Source organism: Pantoea ananatis LMG 2665 (genome assembly GCF_000710035.2).
GTDB classification, from domain to species: domain Bacteria; phylum Pseudomonadota; class Gammaproteobacteria; order Enterobacterales; family Enterobacteriaceae; genus Pantoea; species Pantoea ananatis.
In genome coordinates this window covers 357,365-373,624 of record NZ_JMJJ01000005.1, presented here as the reverse complement: position 1 = coordinate 373,624, position 16,260 = coordinate 357,365, and the positions used below count along the sequence as shown (strand labels likewise).

The following is a 16,260-nucleotide window of genomic DNA, read 5'->3' as shown; positions in this document are numbered from 1 at the left end:
CATGGACAGCAAGCTGCTTGATTACTACAACCGTGAACTGGCCTATCTGCGCGAGATGGGCGCGGAGTTTGCTGCCCAGTATCCTAAGGTCGCCGGGCGGCTTGGTATGCGCGGCATTGACGTCGCCGATCCTTATGTCGAAAGACTTATGGAGGGTTTCGCGTTTCTGACCTCACGCGTACAGTTAAAGATGGATGCCGAGTTTCCACGCTTTTCTCAGCGGATGCTGGAAATGGTGGCACCGGGCTACCTTTCACCTACGCCGTCGATGGCCATCGCCCAGCTCACGCCAGACAGCCGCAAAGGCGATATCAGCAACGGTTTCCTGGTGCCGCGCGGCACAATGATGGAAAGCCAGAACCTGAAAAAAACGGGCGTCACCTGCAGCTATACCACCGCGCACGATGTGATGTTACAGCCCCTGCGCATCAGCGATGTGTCATTAGGTGGCGTGCCGGCGGATATCCCGTTAGGCGAGTTGAAAGCGGGCGGTTCGACGGCGGCGTCCAGCGCCCTCCGTATCCGCATCACCTGCGAAGGCATTTCATCGTTAAGCCAGCTCAGTCTCGATGACGTGATGTTTTTCCTGAGCGGACCCGATATTCAGGCCCTGAAACTGATGGAGCTGCTGATGCAGCATCGCGTCGGAATCATCCTGCAGTCCGTGGAAGCAAAACCGCAACGTCAGATTCTGCCGGATGACGCGCTTCAGCAGGAAGGCTTTTCGACTGAGCAGGCCCTGCTGCCCGACGATCTGCGTAATTTTGACGGCTACCGCCTGCTGCAGGAGTATTTTGCATTCCCGGCACGCTTCCAGTTTATCAGCCTGCGTCAGCTGTCGCCTTTCCTGCAGCGCTGCGATAACGCCCTGTCGTTTGACATCGTCATCTTGCTGGATAAGGCCGATGCGGCGCTGGAAAGCGTTGTCGACATCGCCCATCTGGCCCTGCACTGCACGCCGGTCATTAACCTGTTCCCGAAAACCGCCGAGCGGCTTAAGGTCAGCGACAGTCAGCACGAGTATCACCTGGTGGTCGATAATATTCGTCCGCTGGACTATGAGATCCATTCGGTGAAGCGCTTGTTTGCCTCTGTCGAAGGACAGCGCGAAGAGCAGATCTTCCGGCCGTTCTGGAGCACCTTCAGCCATGACGGCGGGGATTATGGCGCGTATTTCTCCCTGCGTCGTGAACAGCGCACGCTCTCTGAGCACGCGTTGCGCTATGGCACCCGAACAGGCTATATCGGTTCTGAAGTGTTTCTCTCCCTGGTGGATCAAAATCATACGCCGTGGAACAGCGATATCCGCTACTTGTCTGCGGAAGTGATGTGCACCAGCCGTGACCTGCCTTTAATGCTGCTACAGCAAGAGCAGGCCAACTTTGTAATGCCGGATTCCATTCCTGTCGGGCAACTTAAATTGTGCAAAGGCCCGACGCCACCGCGTCCGGCGCTGGCTGAAGGGCTTTCAGCATGGCGACTCATCAGTCATCTTCAGATGAACTATCTGAGCCTGATGGACAGCAGCGATGGCGAAGGGGCTGCGGCACTGCGCCAGATGCTGAGCCTGTATGCCAGCCTGGCCGAAACGCCGCTAACGCGTCAGATTGACGGAATTCGGCACTGCAACCTCAAAGCCGTTCACCGCCGGGTGCCAGAGCCGGGCCCCGTGGTGTTTGCGCGCGGGGTCAGCATTGCGCTTGAGGTAGATGAGCAGGCGTTTTCCGGTGCCAGCCCCTGGCTGTTCGGCAGCGTGCTGGAGCGGGTCTTTTCTCGCCTTGTGGCGCTTAACAGCTTTACCGAATTCACCCTGAGCAGCCAGCAGCGCGGCGAAGTGGGCTACTGGCCGCCGCGCATGGGCAAAAAGGCGCTGCTATGAGTGAGACGGCGCACGTTATTCCCCTACAGCGGGCGGTGCGTCTGCCTGACGGTTTCTGGCAGGCCGTGATGGCCGCACCCTGGCGCTATGATCTGTTTCAGCTGTTACGCAAGCTCGACGCCCAGAGTGGGCAGCGTTATGCCTTAGGTAAAGCGCCACTGCCCAAATTTGAGGCCGTGCGTATCGGGCAAAAGCCATCTCTGGCCTTTGCACCATCGACCGTGTCACAGGTTAAAGCGCGTGAGCATGACGAACGCTACGACGTCTCCATTTACAGCTTTGGGCTGTTTGGTCCTAACGGTCCTCTCCCTACGCACCTGACGGAATATGTGCGCGGACGTATCGATCACCATCAGGATCACAGCCTGAGCGCTTTCGCCGATCTGTTTCATCATCGTGCCACGCTGTTGTTCTATCGTGCCTGGGCTAATTCACAGCCAACCAGCTCTCTGGATCGCCGCGACGATCGGCGCTTCCAGGATTACCTGGCCTGCGTGGCCGGTATTGGGTTACCGGCCCAGCAGAAAGCCAGTTCGCTGAGCCTGCATGCGCGCCTCATGCTGTCAGGGCATCTCAGCCGCCACGGTCACGATGCCGAAGGGCTGGTACGCATTTTGCGTCACTACTTTGCGGTTCCGGTTAAGCTGCAACAGAACGTGCCGCAGTGGTTATCCCTGGACAGCCGCGATCAGGCCCGTCTGTCGGCCGGTCGCCATATGCCGCGCCTGGGTGAATCGGCCTTTCTCGGCGTAGCCGTTCGTGATGTACAGCATCGTTTTCGTCTGCGCATCGGTCCACTGAGCGCCGAGCAGTACGAACGTTTTTTACCCAACGCGCAAGGCGCTTGCGAAGTGCGTGACTGGGTGCGCCACTATCTGGGTATTGAGATGCAGTGGGATCTCAGCCTGATTCTGGCAGCCGATGCCGTTAAGGGCGTTACCCTTGGCGGTCAGGCGCGGCTGGGCTACACCAGTTGGCTTGGACAGCAACCGCAGCCTGTCGATCGTGAAGATTTTGCCTTTGAGGTTGAAGCTACGCCGTCATAGCCCAACCGCTTTCCCCGATAGTTAGCCCGCTTCTTTCAATAAAGAGAACCGATATGTCAGAGATCAGCCGTGCCGTGCTATTCGGCAAACTGGATACGCTGTTATTTACCTCGCTTGAGAGTGCGACCGCCTTTTGTAAACTGCGTGGCAACCCCTACGTTGAACTGGTGCACTGGTTGCATCAGCTCATGCAGCAGCAGGATGGCGATCTTCAGCAGGTGATTAAGCATTTTTCACTGGATGAAAACGCGCTGACGCGGGATATCGTCGCTGCACTGGACCGCCTGCCGCGCGGTGCGGGTGCGGTGTCCGATCTCGCAGAACACATCGACAGCGCCGTTGAGCGCGCCTGGGTTTATGCATCACTCAAATACGGTGCGACCCGCATTCGCGGTGGTCACCTGCTGATAGGTATGCTGAAGACCTTTACGCTCGCCAGCGTCCTGAAAGGCATTTCACCTCAGTTTTCACGCGTGAACGCCGATGCTTTACTGGAGCAGTTCGATACCTTACTGGCGCACAGTAAAGAAGTTCAGCAGGCGCTGGTTCAGCCCGCAGGCGATGCTGCCGCCCCTCCGGCGGCGGGCGACAGCACGTTAGCGCAGTATGCGCAGGATCTGACCGCGCGAGCGCGCGACGGCAAGATCGACCCGGTTGCGGGCCGTGATGAAGAGATCCGCCAGATGGTGGATATCCTGATGCGCCGTCGCCAGAACAATCCGTTACTCACCGGTGAAGCTGGCGTGGGTAAAACGGCAGTGGTAGAAGGGCTGGCGCTACGCATTGCCGCCGGTGATGTGCCGGCACCGCTGCGTGATGTGCAACTGTGGCTGCTGGATATTGGCATGTTGCAGGCAGGCGCCGGCATGAAAGGCGAATTCGAAGCGCGTTTACAGGCCCTGATTAACGAAGTGCAATCCAGCCCTACGCCGATTGTGTTATTCATTGATGAAATTCATACCCTGGTCGGTGCAGGCGGTCAGCAGGGCACAGGCGATGCCGCCAACCTGTTAAAGCCGGCCCTGGCGCGCGGACAGTTGCGCACGATTGGCGCAACGACCTGGGCGGAATACAAGAAATACATCGAAAAAGATCCTGCATTGACCCGCCGCTTCCAGACCGTTCAGGTGCAGGAGCCGGATGAAGCAAAAGCGATTCTGATGCTGCGCAGCACCGTGAGCGCGCTGGAAAAACACCATCAGGTGCTGTTACTGGATGAAGCCGTCAGCGCCGCCGTTAAGCTCTCTCACCGTTACATTCCTGCCCGCCAGCTGCCGGATAAAGCCGTAGCCTTACTGGATACCGCCTGTGCACGCGTTGCCGTCAGCCAGGGCGCACAGCCTGCCGCGCTGGAAGACTGCCTGCACCGTCTGGCCGCGCTGGAAATCGAAGCGGAGATCGCCGAACGTGAAGTCAAAGTGGGGCTGGGTGATGAAACCCGCCAGGCCACGATTGCCGCCCAGCGCGCTGCCCTGGAAGCAGAGCGCGATGCGCTGGACGCCCGCTGGCAGCAGGAGCGTGAGCTGGTCGAACAGCTGATTGCCCTGCGCGCGCGTTGCGTGACCGAAGGCGAAACTTCCCTGCGCGAGCAGCTCGATGAAACCCGACAGAAGTTGCATGCGGTTCAGGGTGAAGCCCCGTTACTGTTTGCTGCCGTTGACGCCAGCGTCGTTGCCGCAGTGGTATCCGACTGGACCGGCATTCCGCTGGGCCGGATGGTGAAAAACGAAATTGACGCCGTGCTTAACCTCGCGGACACGTTGAATCAGCGCGTAATTGGGCAGCGTCATGGGCTGGATCTGATTGCCAAACGCGTTCGCACCTCACGCGCCCGACTGGACAATCCCAATAAACCGGTCGGTGTGTTTATGCTCTGTGGCCCGTCAGGCGTCGGGAAAACCGAAACCGCGCTGGCGCTGGCCGAATCGCTTTATGGTGGAGAGCAAAACATCATCACCATCAACATGAGCGAGTTCCAGGAAGCGCACACCGTTTCAACGCTGAAAGGTGCCCCTCCAGGCTATGTAGGTTACGGTGAAGGCGGTGTGCTGACGGAGGCCGTGCGTCGTCGTCCTTACAGCGTCGTGCTGCTGGATGAGATTGAAAAAGCGCATCCTGATGTGCATGAGCTGTTTTTCCAGGTATTCGACAAAGGCTGGATGGAAGATGGAGAAGGGCGCCACATTGATTTCCGCAATACCATTATCATCCTCACCTCTAACGTCGGTACGCAACTGATCAGTGCGCTCTGTGCCGATCCGGAACTCATGCCGGATCCCGACGCGCTCAGCACCGCTTTACGTAAACCCTTACTGGAGGTGTTCCCGCCTGCACTGCTGGGCCGTCTGCTGGTGGTGCCTTACTATCCCCTCAGTGACGAGATGCTGGCAGAGATTGTTAAGCTGCAACTGGGGCGCATTGTACGCCGCCTGGAAGAGAACCACGGTATTGAAGCCATTATTGACGATTCGGTCGTCAGCCAGATCGTGCAGCGTTGTACGGAAGTGGAGTCTGGAGGTCGCATGGTCGATGCCATCCTGACAAATACCCTGTTGCCGCAGATGAGCCAGATACTGCTCAGCGCCCATGCTCGTGATGAACGTTATCGTCGTGTGCAGGTCAGCTGTGATCAGGGCGAGTTTGTTTGCCAGTTTGCTGTCTAAAGCCGTTTGTTATCAGAGAGCTTTCGAATATGTCGGAAAATGATAATCACCAGAATGTACCCAATGCCCTCCCGATTGGTTACCGGTTTAATGAGTTTGAAATCAAAGATGTCATCGGCGGTGGCGGTTTCGGCATTGTCTATCGTGCCTGGGATCACCAACTGGAGCGCGATATCGCGATTAAAGAGTTTATGCCCGCGTCGCTGGCCGTGCGCAGCGACGACCTGAACCTGGTATTGCGAAGTGAGCGATTCAGTAAAACTTTCCATGCGGGCCTGAACAGCTTTATTCAGGAAGCCCGTCTGCTGGCACGTTTTAATCATCCGAACCTGCTTCACGTTCTGCGCTTTTGGGTGCAAAACGATACGGCCTATATGGGCACGGTGTTTTACAGCGGCACCACGTTGTCTAACATGCGTGAACGCCATCCCCATTTGATTGATGAGAACTGGATCCGTCGCCTGCTGCCACCGCTGCTGGGTGCCATCAAGACCATTCATGATGCGGGCTATCTGCACCGCGACATCTCGCTGGATAATATTCAAATCCAGAGCAATGGCGATCCGGTATTACTGGATTTCGGCTCCGCGCGCAAAACCATCGGTAACCTTTCTGATGAAAGTGAAACCATGCTGCGTCCGGGCTATGCGCCGATTGAACAGTACAGCGATAACGATGAAAGCGAACAGGGCGCGTGGACGGACATTTACGCGCTGGGTGCCGTGCTGCACACGTTAATCACCGGCGCACCGCCGCCGGTCAGCGTGGTGCGCAGTATTGAAGATAATTATCAACCGCTCGTGCAACGCGCACCTGCGGGTTACAGCGCAACGCTGCTGGCAGCGGTCGATAGCGCCTTGTCCCTTAAGCCGGAAGATCGCCCGCAGAGCATTGATGCGTTTGCCGCCTCGATGGTACTGCCTGAAAAAGCACCTGAACCGCTGCCTGAAGTGAAGCACAGTGGGCCGGGTACGATGCTGGTACCAATTCAGGAAGAGGATAAGGCGGCTGCCGCTGCAGCAACACCGCTGAAAAAGCTGATGCGTAACCGCTTTGTACTGCCTGGTTTGGTCGCTGCGGGCGTGCTGGTGGGTGTTTGTGTCGGTTTGCTGATGGCGGGCGGCGACAAAGAAGGTGATGCACCTGCCAATGTCGCACAGACCGAAACGGCCCCAGCCACTCAGGCACCGGCTGAACAACCTGCTGCAACGCCTGTGCAAACCCAGACTGCCCAGGCCGAGCCGGAAAAACCTCAGGAGCCGGTTGCACCACCGCCTGAACCTGTGGCGCAGGTTTATATTAAGCTCCAGCCCGGCGAGCGTGTTCAGGTGAATGGCAAGCCTCAGGCAGTGGTTCCGGCAGCCAATGGTTTTGCGGCGCTGCAGCTGGCACCCGGCAACTACACGTTTTCTGTGACAGGCCAGCGTGGCGAACGTGAACAAACGTTGACCATTAATCAGGAAGGCGTCTGGTTACTTGATCCCCATATTTAACAGGTATGTCTATGTTCTCACGTATTACTGTACAACTTCCCGCACAAGGACTGCTGTTCCGACGTCTGAGCGGCAGCGAAGCGCTGTCCCAGTCGTTCGTGCTGCAAGCGGAGCTGCTCTCCACCGACGCGCGCATTGATCGTAAGTCGTTGCTGGGCAAGCCGGTCACTTTCACGCTGCCGACGGACGGTCTGCTGAGCGCGGTGAACCCGCGCTACATCAACGGCAAAATTACGCAGATAGGCGTGCGCAGTGAGGAGCTGGGCGGCGTGCGTTACGCGGTGTACGGGCTGACGGTGGAGTCGGATCTGTGGCCGATGAAGCGCGACCGCAACCTGCGCATCTTCCAGAGCCAGACGGTGCCGCAGATTGTGCAGACGCTGCTGAAGGAGTACGGAGTGAACGTGGAAACGCGCCTGGCGGGAAGCTACCGGGTGTGGGAATACTGCGTGCAGTATCAGGAGAGCAGCTTCGACTTTATCAGCCGGCTGATGGAGCTGGAGGGGATGTACTACTTCTTCCGGCACGAGGCGGACAAGCACACGCTGGTGCTGTGCGACGCCCCGGACCAGCACCAGCCGTTCCCGGGTTACGAGACGATAGCCTACCACGTGACGCCGTCGGGCGGCAGCGTGACGGAAGAGGGCGTGAGCCAGTGGGCGCTGTCGGAAAGCGTGACGCCGGGGATGTACAGCACGGACGACTACGACTTCCGCAAGCCGAACGCGTGGATGCTGCAGGCGCGGCAGAACCCGGTGTCGCCGACCCCGGGGTCGGTGGACGTGTACGACTGGCCGGGTCGCTTCGTGGAGCACGGTCACGGCGAATACTACGCGCGTATCCGCCAGGAGGTGTGGCAGGTCGAGCACCACATGGTGAGCGGGAGCGGCACGGCGACGGGCATCGCGCCGGGGTACACCTTTTCGCTGCTGAACGCGCCGCACTTCAGCGACAACGGCAAATACCTGGTGACGTCGGCGCACTACGACTTTGAAGAGAACAGCTACGCGAGCGGCGACGCGGGCGCCACGCGGCACAACATCGACTTCACGGTGCTGCCGGCGGCGGTTACTTACCGTGCGAAGCCGGAGACGCCGTGGCCGAGGACGCACGGCCCGCAGACGGCGAAGGTGGTGGGGCCGAAAGGCGAGAGCATCTGGACGGACAAATACGGCCGGGTGAAGGTGAAGTTCCACTGGGACCGTCTGGCGAAGGGCGACGACACGAGTTCGTGCTGGGTGCGCGTATCGAGCGCCTGGGCGGGCCAGGGCTTCGGCGGGGTGCAGATCCCGCGCGTGGGCGATGAAGTCGTCGTCGATTTTATCAACGGCGATCCAGACCGGCCAATTATTACTGGCCGTGTCTACAACGAAGCCAGCATGCCACCCTGGGATCTCCCCGGCGATGCTACACGAATGGGCTTTATGACACGGAGTAAAGACGGACATCAGGCCAATGCCAGCTATCTGTTCTTTGAAGATAAGCCGGGCGGTGAACTGCTGAATATGCATGCTGAGAAAGACATGAATATTTCGGTGGAGAATGATAAGAACGTTAATATTGATGGCAATCGTAATACTATTATAGGTAAAGAACAGAAACATGAAGTTAAAGGTGATGCATCTTTCCACTACAAGCAAAAAAGGACAACAGTGGTAGACGGATCTGAGACTAAGAACTTCAACGATGGCGAGTTTTCCAAGGTAACTAATGGTCGTAGCATGGATATTGTCAGTGGTGGGGAGAAAATAAAAATAAAAGGTGATCAAGATATTAGAATCGCTGGTGATAAAAATTACAATCAAATCGGCAATCAAAATTCCACAGTTGAAGGTAATGTCAAGGAAGATGTTCATGGTAGTTGGGAGAAGAATGTTTTAGGAGGTAAGATTAATATTTTTAGCCCCAATGAAATCAGTATAAAAAGTAATACAAAGGTAAGCATTGAAGCCCCTTCAAGTTGGGTGAAAACTGCAGTTCATTCCTTTTCTATCACTGCATTCAATGAAAGTGTCACAGGGAATAATGCTTCTATTACCGGGAATAGTGTGACGGGTACTGGTATGAGTACTGCATTCACAACAGTAAGTAATAGCCTGACCGCATTGAGTAATACAAGTACACTAGTTAGTTACTCTACTAAAACTATTGATAATAAGCGTTCTCTAACGAAAATTGAGAACTCTCTCCAAAATTTAGTAATTAGTGCAATTCATTTATTTATATGAAGGTGAAAATGGGATTTCTAACTGAGGCGCCATTCATAATTGGCATTGTCGTTACAATCTGTGCTGTTGTTTTTTCTCTATCTATGTTAAAACCCAATAAAGCTCAATTAACCGGGATTAAAGACTGGACTACTCGTGATAGTTGGGCAGGGGAAGTAATAGTTGTTCCAGTAGAAAGTTGGTATCAAAATGATTCAAAATATGGGAATGATTATTTTTATGATTTTTGTTTTTATGCAAAAATCAACGGTGTTGAAAAGAAATATTGCGCGAAAGGTGTTGTGAGGCCTGATGATATACATAAAATAAAAAAAGGAATTAACGTGGCTGTAAAATATAGCAAAGATACACCACCTAAAATGGCCGTACTGAGCATAAGTATTTAGAGAGAAATATGTTATCCCCTTTCTATTAAGTGATTACCTCGGGAGCGCTACACTGGAAATCTAAAGCACTTACCTTATTTCTTTAATTAAGAGATTGATAATGGATTTTTTAACCAGTAAGTGGTTTTATATTTCTCTCACAATATCCGTTGTGGTCTTTTTCGCTATTGCCAAAAATTTCAGCAATAACTTTCTTCCGCTTATAAAAGATGTTTTTTCAAAGTGCTGTTTTAAAAAATGGTATTGCAGTCAATGCTGATATTGTTTCAGCCCAGCAGACTACCATGTGGGGGGGTAATAAACCGATTTATAAAATGACTTCCAGGTTTAAAACACAACAGAATCAAGAAGTAGAAGCCAGTATTCTGAAAGATCTTAGTTTTGAGGAAATTGAACGTTTTAAACCACGGAATGGAGCAATAATTAAGTACGACCCTAAAGATCCTCAGCGTATTACTTTGTATGACAACCCCCTCATTCTGGAACGATAATGTTTTTTTATTGGCTCACCTTTGTTTATCGGTGTCATTCTATCTTAAATAGCTGCGATAACAGCTTTTCCATGTTTAAAGGCTTAACAAGAATGGGGAACTATCAATAAATCGTGAGCCCGGTGCCGCTATTGGTCTGCTTTACATGTTTATAAAAAGAGATTTTTGAGAATGATTCCTGATAATTTGTCTTTGTTAGCCATTGGTGTGACTGTGTTGCTTATTGTTGTCTCACTAAAGGGAATTAAAGGGCAAAAAGAAGATTCTTTAGAAGTTAAATACTGGTTGTCCAGAAATTCATGGCAAGGAGAGTTAGAGAAAGGAACATTACAGTCATGGAGACAGACATCTATAGTTAATAACTATGATCATTATTATTTGCTTGCTTTTGAAGCTGATATCGGTGGGTCTCAAGGAATTTACAAGGCTGCTACTGTATTAAACGCATCAGAGGTAAGTCAATTGAGAAAAGGTCTCAGTTTGACTTTTAAGTACCAAGGAGTGCCACCTAAAAAAATTGCAGTTATTGATATTTATTTTGAAGGTTGATTTTTAGAGTGAAAATTGAATTTTTTGCATTTAATAAATATTGTTGAGAGCGCATATATACAGAAAGAACTTTTTCTCTTCATGTTATTTAATAAAGTTAATTTATGTCAATATTAAGTGTTCTAAATGTCGTTTTAACTGTTTTAATTATTTGTGCATCTTATTATTTTGCGAATAAAATAGTACGAGGCTCTCATCAGCTTGAAAAAGCTGTCATCGAGAATGGCAGTGACGTGCAGATAACTATATTGTCAATGAAGCAAAATGGTCTTTTTCTCAATAATAATCCAGTAGTGGAAATGAGCTTGAGAGTAACGGACTCACATGGGAAAAGTTGGTTAGTCGAAAAACACGAAGAAACAGTATTGCTAATTGCGCTTGATAAATATCAGGTTGGCGATGTGTATGACGGTAAGTTCGATATAAAAACCAGTAGCATTTTATTTGTTAAAGATGAGAGCGGGAAACCAATAAGGGCTAAATAATAATATTAGGCTCTGGTTTTATTGATGCCTTTGTATCTTTACCTGGTCATGTATAAAAGCAGATTATGACTGCTTTTATATGATTTTGCGCTGATGTCTTTAATTTTTAAATGTTATAATCATATTGATTTTTGTTTTTAGTGAATTATACCTTTTGATTAACGTAACGCTCATAATGGCTGAACTAATCAGGTTGTATATATGACTTTTTAACTGAGGCCCCTTTTTTGATTGGCGTTATCATTACGCTTTGTGCGATTGCGATATCATTCTCTGTGTTGAAGCCTGATAAATCACAATTGAAAGGGATTAAAGAGTGGGTTACTCGTGACGATTGGTCAGGTGACGTGATCATCGTATCTGCGTTAAATTGGTGTCAAAATGATACCAAGTACGGCGATGATTATTTTTATACTTTTTATTTTAATGCTACCATTTATGGTGTTAAGAAAAGATATTCTGCTATGTGTGCCGTTAAATCCAGTCAAATACATAAAATAAAAAAAGGAATTAAGCTTTCTGTGAAGTACAGTTGTGGTGATCCACCTAAAATGGCTGTGGTTAATCTCGAATAAGATTCATTGCCCTATAATTTTGACAGCCTTCAAGAATAACCTTCATGCGGTGAATGACTATGTTTGGGTATGAAAATATGCTTCAGAGGTTGTATGAGTGCATCAGAGAAGGGATGGATAATTTTTGCTGCAGCCGTTTCAGTCGTTGTTCTGTTTCGTATGGTAAACGTTTTCACCAGAAGTTTTTTGCCGCTTATTAAAAATGGTTTCGTGCAAGCTAATATTATCAAAACAGGTATTGCCGCTGATGCTGATATTATTTCCATACAACAGACTACAGTTTGGAGTGGTGGTCAACCTGTTTATACAATTTGTGTTAAATTTAGAACCTTAGAAAACAAACAGATTGAGGCCAGTATAATGCGGAACTTAACGTTTGAAGAGATTGAACGGTTTAAACCTGGAAATGGTACGACCATAAAATATGATGCTAAAAATCCCAAGCGAATTGCGCTCTAGGATAAACCTCTCATATTGGAAAGGTAACTTTCATCAGGTTTTAAGAATTTTTTGTAATTCAAAAGTCGCGTTTTTCTCCTAACTTTATAGCATGCTGTGGGATTGGCGTAAATTATGCAAAGACGCATAATGTTAGTGCGAGTTTGCCTTAGGTATAGGAAGTCGTGTTATTTGAGTGGAAAACTAACCGCTATAAAAATTCGGTAATGAATTTAGCCTCATTGTAATGAAAAACAGCCAGGCATCATCAAACTGAATACCGTCGGTTTAACAGAGTAACAAAAATATCTTGATTAGTTTTTGACTGACATCTCGTCCTGTTCTTTGACTGAAATCTTGGCTGGGATAGCCGGGTCTTAGTTCTACACGCTTTATATAAAGGAACCCCAGGCATGAAAATTATTAAACCTCTCCGCCTGAGCGTACTTAATCGTCCTTTTCGCTGGCAGGGTAAAAACCATCTTGGCGTCACCGTGCTGGCATTAGCCGATATGAGTGACAATCCTAAACTCCGCCCGGAAATGGAACTGTGGCAACTCGCCGCCAGCGAATTACACACCAGCGGCGGCGTCCTCGATTTAGCCATGCCAAAAGTGTGCGCCGAATTTCTGGCGACCGGCCATGCCTACACGCATCATCAAAGCGATAAAACCGCGTGTGCAGCAAAGATTGAAGTCGATACGCTAAGCAAGTCGCTGGCGGTATTTGGCGATCGCTACTGGGTTGGCAATAACATCACAGCGCCGCAGCCCTTTGAAGAAATGCGACTGGACTGGAGCCGGGCTTTTGGCGGCGAAGGGCACGATGAAAATCCCTATGGCATTGGCATTCATCCCGAAATACATCAGGGCCATGAGTTCGTCCGCCTACCTAACATCGAAGCGATGAGCGGACGTCTTACGCAGCCTAAACAAAAGCCTGAACCTGCTGGATTTGGTCCGCTGGATATTAGCTGGCCACGACGTTTTAGTCGTATGGGAAAAAAATACGATTCCAGTTGGTTACAAAATGATTTTCCCGGTTTTGCGCGCGATATCGACTGGAAAGTCTTTAATGCTGCCAGTCCTGATCAATGGTGGGCAGATCGCGATACCTTACCTGAACAAGCCGCCTGGCGAATCTGGAATATGCATCCGCAAAAGCCGGTGCAGGAGGGTAAACTCCCTCCCTGGCAGGCACGCTGCTTTATTAATCGTCAGCGCGAAGATGAAACACTGTTTGAGGAAATTTCACTGCGGGCAACCACGGTGTGGTTCTTTCCTCATCTGGAGCAAATGGTTCTGTTATGGCAAGGGAACACGCGCATCAATGAAGATGACGCAGCTGATGTCTTGCAGTTGATGCCCGCGCTGGAAAAACGGGGTTCGCCGCGCTCGGTCAACCATTACCGCAAGGTGCTCACGCAACGCCTGGACAAGGAAAGCGGGGCGCTCTTTTCATTCCGCGAAAAGGATCTTATTCCAGATGACACGATCGGCCCCTGGATTGATAACCAGGTTGAGCAAACACCCAGTCCGATGCGGGATAATATGCAAACGCGGGCAAAACTTCTTCGTGAGCAGCACCGTGCGCGTATTGAGGCATCCGGTGGAGATATAGGTGACTTACTCAACGAACCCGATGAGCCCGAACTGCCGAAGCTGGAAGACCTGCCGGAGTTTATCGAAAAAATGGAGCGCCAGGCCGAGGAGATGAAGGCACAGGCAGAGCAACGTAAACGCGATATTGAGGCTCGTTATCCGCAAAATGAAGGTGACGAACATCAGCCGCGTGGTCCGGAAACGCTTTTTCGTATGCAGGAAATGCTCCAGCGCAACAAAGCGAGCTTAAGTGAGAAAAAGCTTGCACAGATGCGTGATGCTCTTCATCAAATGTACCTCATGTCCGTCAACAGTCAGCCACCCGCCCTGCGCCTGAAGGGCGACCTGGCACAGATCATTCGTCAACGTGCGGAAAGGACGCTTGCTCAGGGTGGAAACTTTAGCGGCATGGATCTGACCGGCGCGGACTTTTCGGGTATGGATCTTCGCGGTGCCGACTTTAGTAAGACGCTGCTGGAATGTGCCGATTTAAGTCACTGCCAACTGGACGGGGCCAATTTCAACAGCGCAATGTTGGCGCGAACCGAATTGCACCATAGTTCGCTACGCAACTGTAATTTTGAACGTGCCAGCTTTGCTTTAGCCCAGTGTTGCCAAAGTGATTTCTCGGGATCGTACTTTAAAGATACACAGTTGCAAGAAACGCTTTTCGATAACTGTACCTTTAATGAAGCGACCTTCTGTGAATTATTGTTCCGGGAAACCTGGTTTACCCAATGCCGTTTTCAGCGCGCCATCCTTCAGGCTTGCGTGTTTATGGAACTCGATTTGCCGGGTCTTGATTTTACAGAGGCGAAACTCAGTAAAACGACATTTATAAAATCCACACTGGAACAGGCTGTTTTTAACCGTGCTGAATTAGAGAGCTGCTCATGGGTGGAAACGCAGGCTGACCATGCAACTTTCAGCGGCTCAATATGGTTGACCTGTGCGGTGGCTTCCGGCAGTTCCCTTAATGATGCAGATTTCACGCACGCCACGCTGCGGCAAAGTAATCTGCGCCAGACACCGCTTAACGCCGCAGTGTTTACCCAGGCAAAACTGGAGAACAGTGATTTGAGTGAGGCAAGCTGTAAAGGGGCTAATTTTCAGCAAGCGAACCTGGCAGGCAGCCTGTTTGTGCGCACGGATTTTCGCGATGCAGACTTCACTGATGCCAATCTGATGGGCGCGATATTGCAAAAAAGCCAGTTAGGTGGGGCATGTTTCCGGGGCACGACGCTTTTTCGCGCCGATCTGTCTCAGGCTTTTACCAGCGAAACCACGGAACTTGATGGCGCTTTTACAAAGCGTATCAAAACGTTGCCGAAGCGTGATGGAGAAATTGTATGACAGCGCTCACTCCAGCGGAGCTGCATCGGCGAATCAAACAAGGTGAGGTCGTCAGCGAGTTAAACCTGAATGGCCTCAATCTGCAGGGATATGATCTTTCTGGTGGAATTTTTCAGGACGTGTCCTTAACAGGGGCGAATCTGCAGGGTGCCAATTTAAAAGAAACGATTTTTACTGAATGTCAGCTTGACCAGGCTGATTTGCGCAAGGCAATAATTGAGCAGAGTGTCTTTAACCAGAGTGAAATGTCGGGGTTAATGGCAGATGAGACAAGCCTGAGCGAAACCGTATTTAACCAGTGTACGCTTACCAATAGCAGTTTTGCGCGTAGCAACTTGATGAGCACGCAGTTTATGCAATGCCCGCTCGCGCAAGCTCAGTTTAAACAGGCTCAGTTTGATCGCTGCGTCTTTTTTGAATCAGTGCTGGATGGAACAGACTTTGAGGGCTGCAAAAGTCTGCTGACGACCTTTTACAGCATTGACCTACGCCAGACAGTCCTGAGTGCGGGTGAGTTTGAACGCACGGTGTTTTTTAAATGCGACCAACGCGAAAAGAATTATGCACAGCAACGGTTTATTGGTTGCCAGTTCATGGACTGCGCGCTGGATAAAGTGCTGTTTAATGGTGCTCAACTTTCGCAATGCAATTTTAAAGGCGCTTCGCTTAAAGCCGCTCAGCTTAATCAGGTAAACGCCAGCCAGGCGCTGTTCATGGAAGCCGATCTCACTGGAGCACAATGCAAAGGAAGCCTGTTTGATCAGGCCATTTTCGTTGATGCCATGCTTGAGCGCACTGATTTTACAGGCAGCCGTTTTTTCCAGAGCATCCTGCACCAGGTAAAGGCCTCTCAGGCGCTCTTCATTCGCTGCGACCTGACATACAGCGACTTTACCGCAGCCGATATCAGCATGGCAGACCTACGCGGTGCAACCTTTTCCCGAACGCGCATGCACCGGGCGCGCCAGGAGAACGCGCAGTTCTCTGGTCGTCAGGGCATTCTTGAATTTGATGAAGAATTACTGGCAGCTGAAGCCTGGAGCGCGCAGCGCCAGAGCCGCAGTTGAGGAGAT

General features: G+C 51.1%; 13 protein-coding genes. All 13 read left to right on the top strand.

Annotated features, from left to right (window positions below):
• Position 1: 1 nt before the first annotated feature.
• Positions 2–1,879: a type VI secretion system baseplate subunit TssF gene (tssF, locus tag EL29_RS09695; RefSeq protein WP_028715273.1), complete on the top strand. Its 1,878-nt coding sequence runs from the start codon at positions 2–4 to the stop codon at positions 1,877–1,879.
• Positions 1,876–2,925, top strand: coding sequence for a type VI secretion system baseplate subunit TssG (gene tssG / locus EL29_RS09690; RefSeq protein ID WP_028715272.1), 1,050 nt, complete (start codon positions 1,876–1,878; stop codon positions 2,923–2,925). Before tssF ends, tssG begins: the two co-directional genes overlap by 4 nt.
• A 53-nt stretch (positions 2,926–2,978) precedes the next feature.
• Entirely contained in the window at positions 2,979–5,588 is a 2,610-nt protein-coding gene (gene tssH, locus EL29_RS09685; protein WP_028715271.1) for a type VI secretion system ATPase TssH, read from the top strand.
• Between the two features lie 29 nt (positions 5,589–5,617).
• Positions 5,618–7,081 (top strand): serine/threonine protein kinase, encoded by a 1,464-nt coding sequence (locus tag EL29_RS09680; protein WP_028715270.1) that lies wholly within the window; start codon positions 5,618–5,620, stop codon positions 7,079–7,081.
• Positions 7,082–7,092: 11 nt separating this feature from the next.
• Complete coding sequence (gene tssI, locus EL29_RS09675) at positions 7,093–9,309, top strand: type VI secretion system Vgr family protein (protein WP_029571431.1); 2,217 nt, start codon at positions 7,093–7,095, stop codon at positions 9,307–9,309.
• A gap of 8 nt (positions 9,310–9,317) precedes the next feature.
• Entirely contained in the window at positions 9,318–9,695 is a 378-nt protein-coding gene (locus EL29_RS09670; protein ID WP_028715268.1) for a hypothetical protein, read from the top strand.
• Between the two features lie 209 nt (positions 9,696–9,904).
• Positions 9,905–10,186, top strand: coding sequence for a DUF3592 domain-containing protein (locus EL29_RS09665; RefSeq protein WP_327203931.1), 282 nt, complete (start codon positions 9,905–9,907; stop codon positions 10,184–10,186).
• Between the two features lie 171 nt (positions 10,187–10,357).
• Positions 10,358–10,735 carry a hypothetical protein gene (locus EL29_RS09660; protein ID WP_028715267.1) on the top strand — a complete coding sequence of 126 codons (378 nt, stop codon included), beginning with the start codon at positions 10,358–10,360 and terminating at the stop codon, positions 10,733–10,735.
• Positions 10,736–10,839: 104 nt separating this feature from the next.
• On the top strand, positions 10,840–11,220 hold the full coding sequence (locus tag EL29_RS09655; protein ID WP_028715266.1) for a hypothetical protein: 381 nt from the start codon (positions 10,840–10,842) through the stop codon (positions 11,218–11,220).
• A 227-nt stretch (positions 11,221–11,447) separates the two neighbouring features.
• Positions 11,448–11,795, top strand: a complete 348-nt coding sequence (locus tag EL29_RS09650) for a hypothetical protein (protein ID WP_235193310.1) — start codon at positions 11,448–11,450, stop codon at positions 11,793–11,795.
• 93 nt (positions 11,796–11,888) lie between these two features.
• The gene (locus EL29_RS09645; RefSeq protein WP_050442529.1) at positions 11,889–12,254 is read left to right on the top strand and encodes a DUF3592 domain-containing protein; all 366 of its coding nucleotides are present in this window, start codon (positions 11,889–11,891) and stop codon (positions 12,252–12,254) included.
• Positions 12,255–12,646: 392 nt separating this feature from the next.
• The gene (locus EL29_RS09640) at positions 12,647–15,187 is read left to right on the top strand and encodes a DUF2169 family type VI secretion system accessory protein (RefSeq protein ID WP_028715263.1); all 2,541 of its coding nucleotides are present in this window, start codon (positions 12,647–12,649) and stop codon (positions 15,185–15,187) included.
• Positions 15,184–16,254 carry a pentapeptide repeat-containing protein gene (locus EL29_RS09635; protein ID WP_028715262.1) on the top strand — a complete coding sequence of 357 codons (1,071 nt, stop codon included), beginning with the start codon at positions 15,184–15,186 and terminating at the stop codon, positions 16,252–16,254. Before EL29_RS09640 ends, EL29_RS09635 begins: the two co-directional genes overlap by 4 nt.
• The last annotated feature ends 6 nt before the right edge of the window (positions 16,255–16,260 follow it).

Bases quoted from the DNA above. Each gene is read 5' to 3' on its own strand.
- tssF (WP_028715273.1), top strand. From the start codon at position 2: ATGGACAGCAAGCTGCTTGATTACTACAACCGTGAACTGGCCTATCTG.
- tssG (WP_028715272.1), top strand. From the start codon at position 1,876: ATGAGTGAGACGGCGCACGTTATTCCCCTACAGCGGGCGGTGCGTCTG.
- tssH (WP_028715271.1), top strand. From the start codon at position 2,979: ATGTCAGAGATCAGCCGTGCCGTGCTATTCGGCAAACTGGATACGCTG.
- EL29_RS09680 (WP_028715270.1), top strand. From the start codon at position 5,618: ATGTCGGAAAATGATAATCACCAGAATGTACCCAATGCCCTCCCGATT.
- tssI (WP_029571431.1), top strand. From the start codon at position 7,093: ATGTTCTCACGTATTACTGTACAACTTCCCGCACAAGGACTGCTGTTC.
- EL29_RS09670 (WP_028715268.1), top strand. From the start codon at position 9,318: ATGGGATTTCTAACTGAGGCGCCATTCATAATTGGCATTGTCGTTACA.
- EL29_RS09665 (WP_327203931.1), top strand. From the start codon at position 9,905: ATGTTTTTTCAAAGTGCTGTTTTAAAAAATGGTATTGCAGTCAATGCT.
- EL29_RS09660 (WP_028715267.1), top strand. From the start codon at position 10,358: ATGATTCCTGATAATTTGTCTTTGTTAGCCATTGGTGTGACTGTGTTG.
- EL29_RS09655 (WP_028715266.1), top strand. From the start codon at position 10,840: ATGTCAATATTAAGTGTTCTAAATGTCGTTTTAACTGTTTTAATTATT.
- EL29_RS09645 (WP_050442529.1), top strand. From the start codon at position 11,889: ATGAGTGCATCAGAGAAGGGATGGATAATTTTTGCTGCAGCCGTTTCA.
- EL29_RS09640 (WP_028715263.1), top strand. From the start codon at position 12,647: ATGAAAATTATTAAACCTCTCCGCCTGAGCGTACTTAATCGTCCTTTT.
- EL29_RS09635 (WP_028715262.1), top strand. From the start codon at position 15,184: ATGACAGCGCTCACTCCAGCGGAGCTGCATCGGCGAATCAAACAAGGT.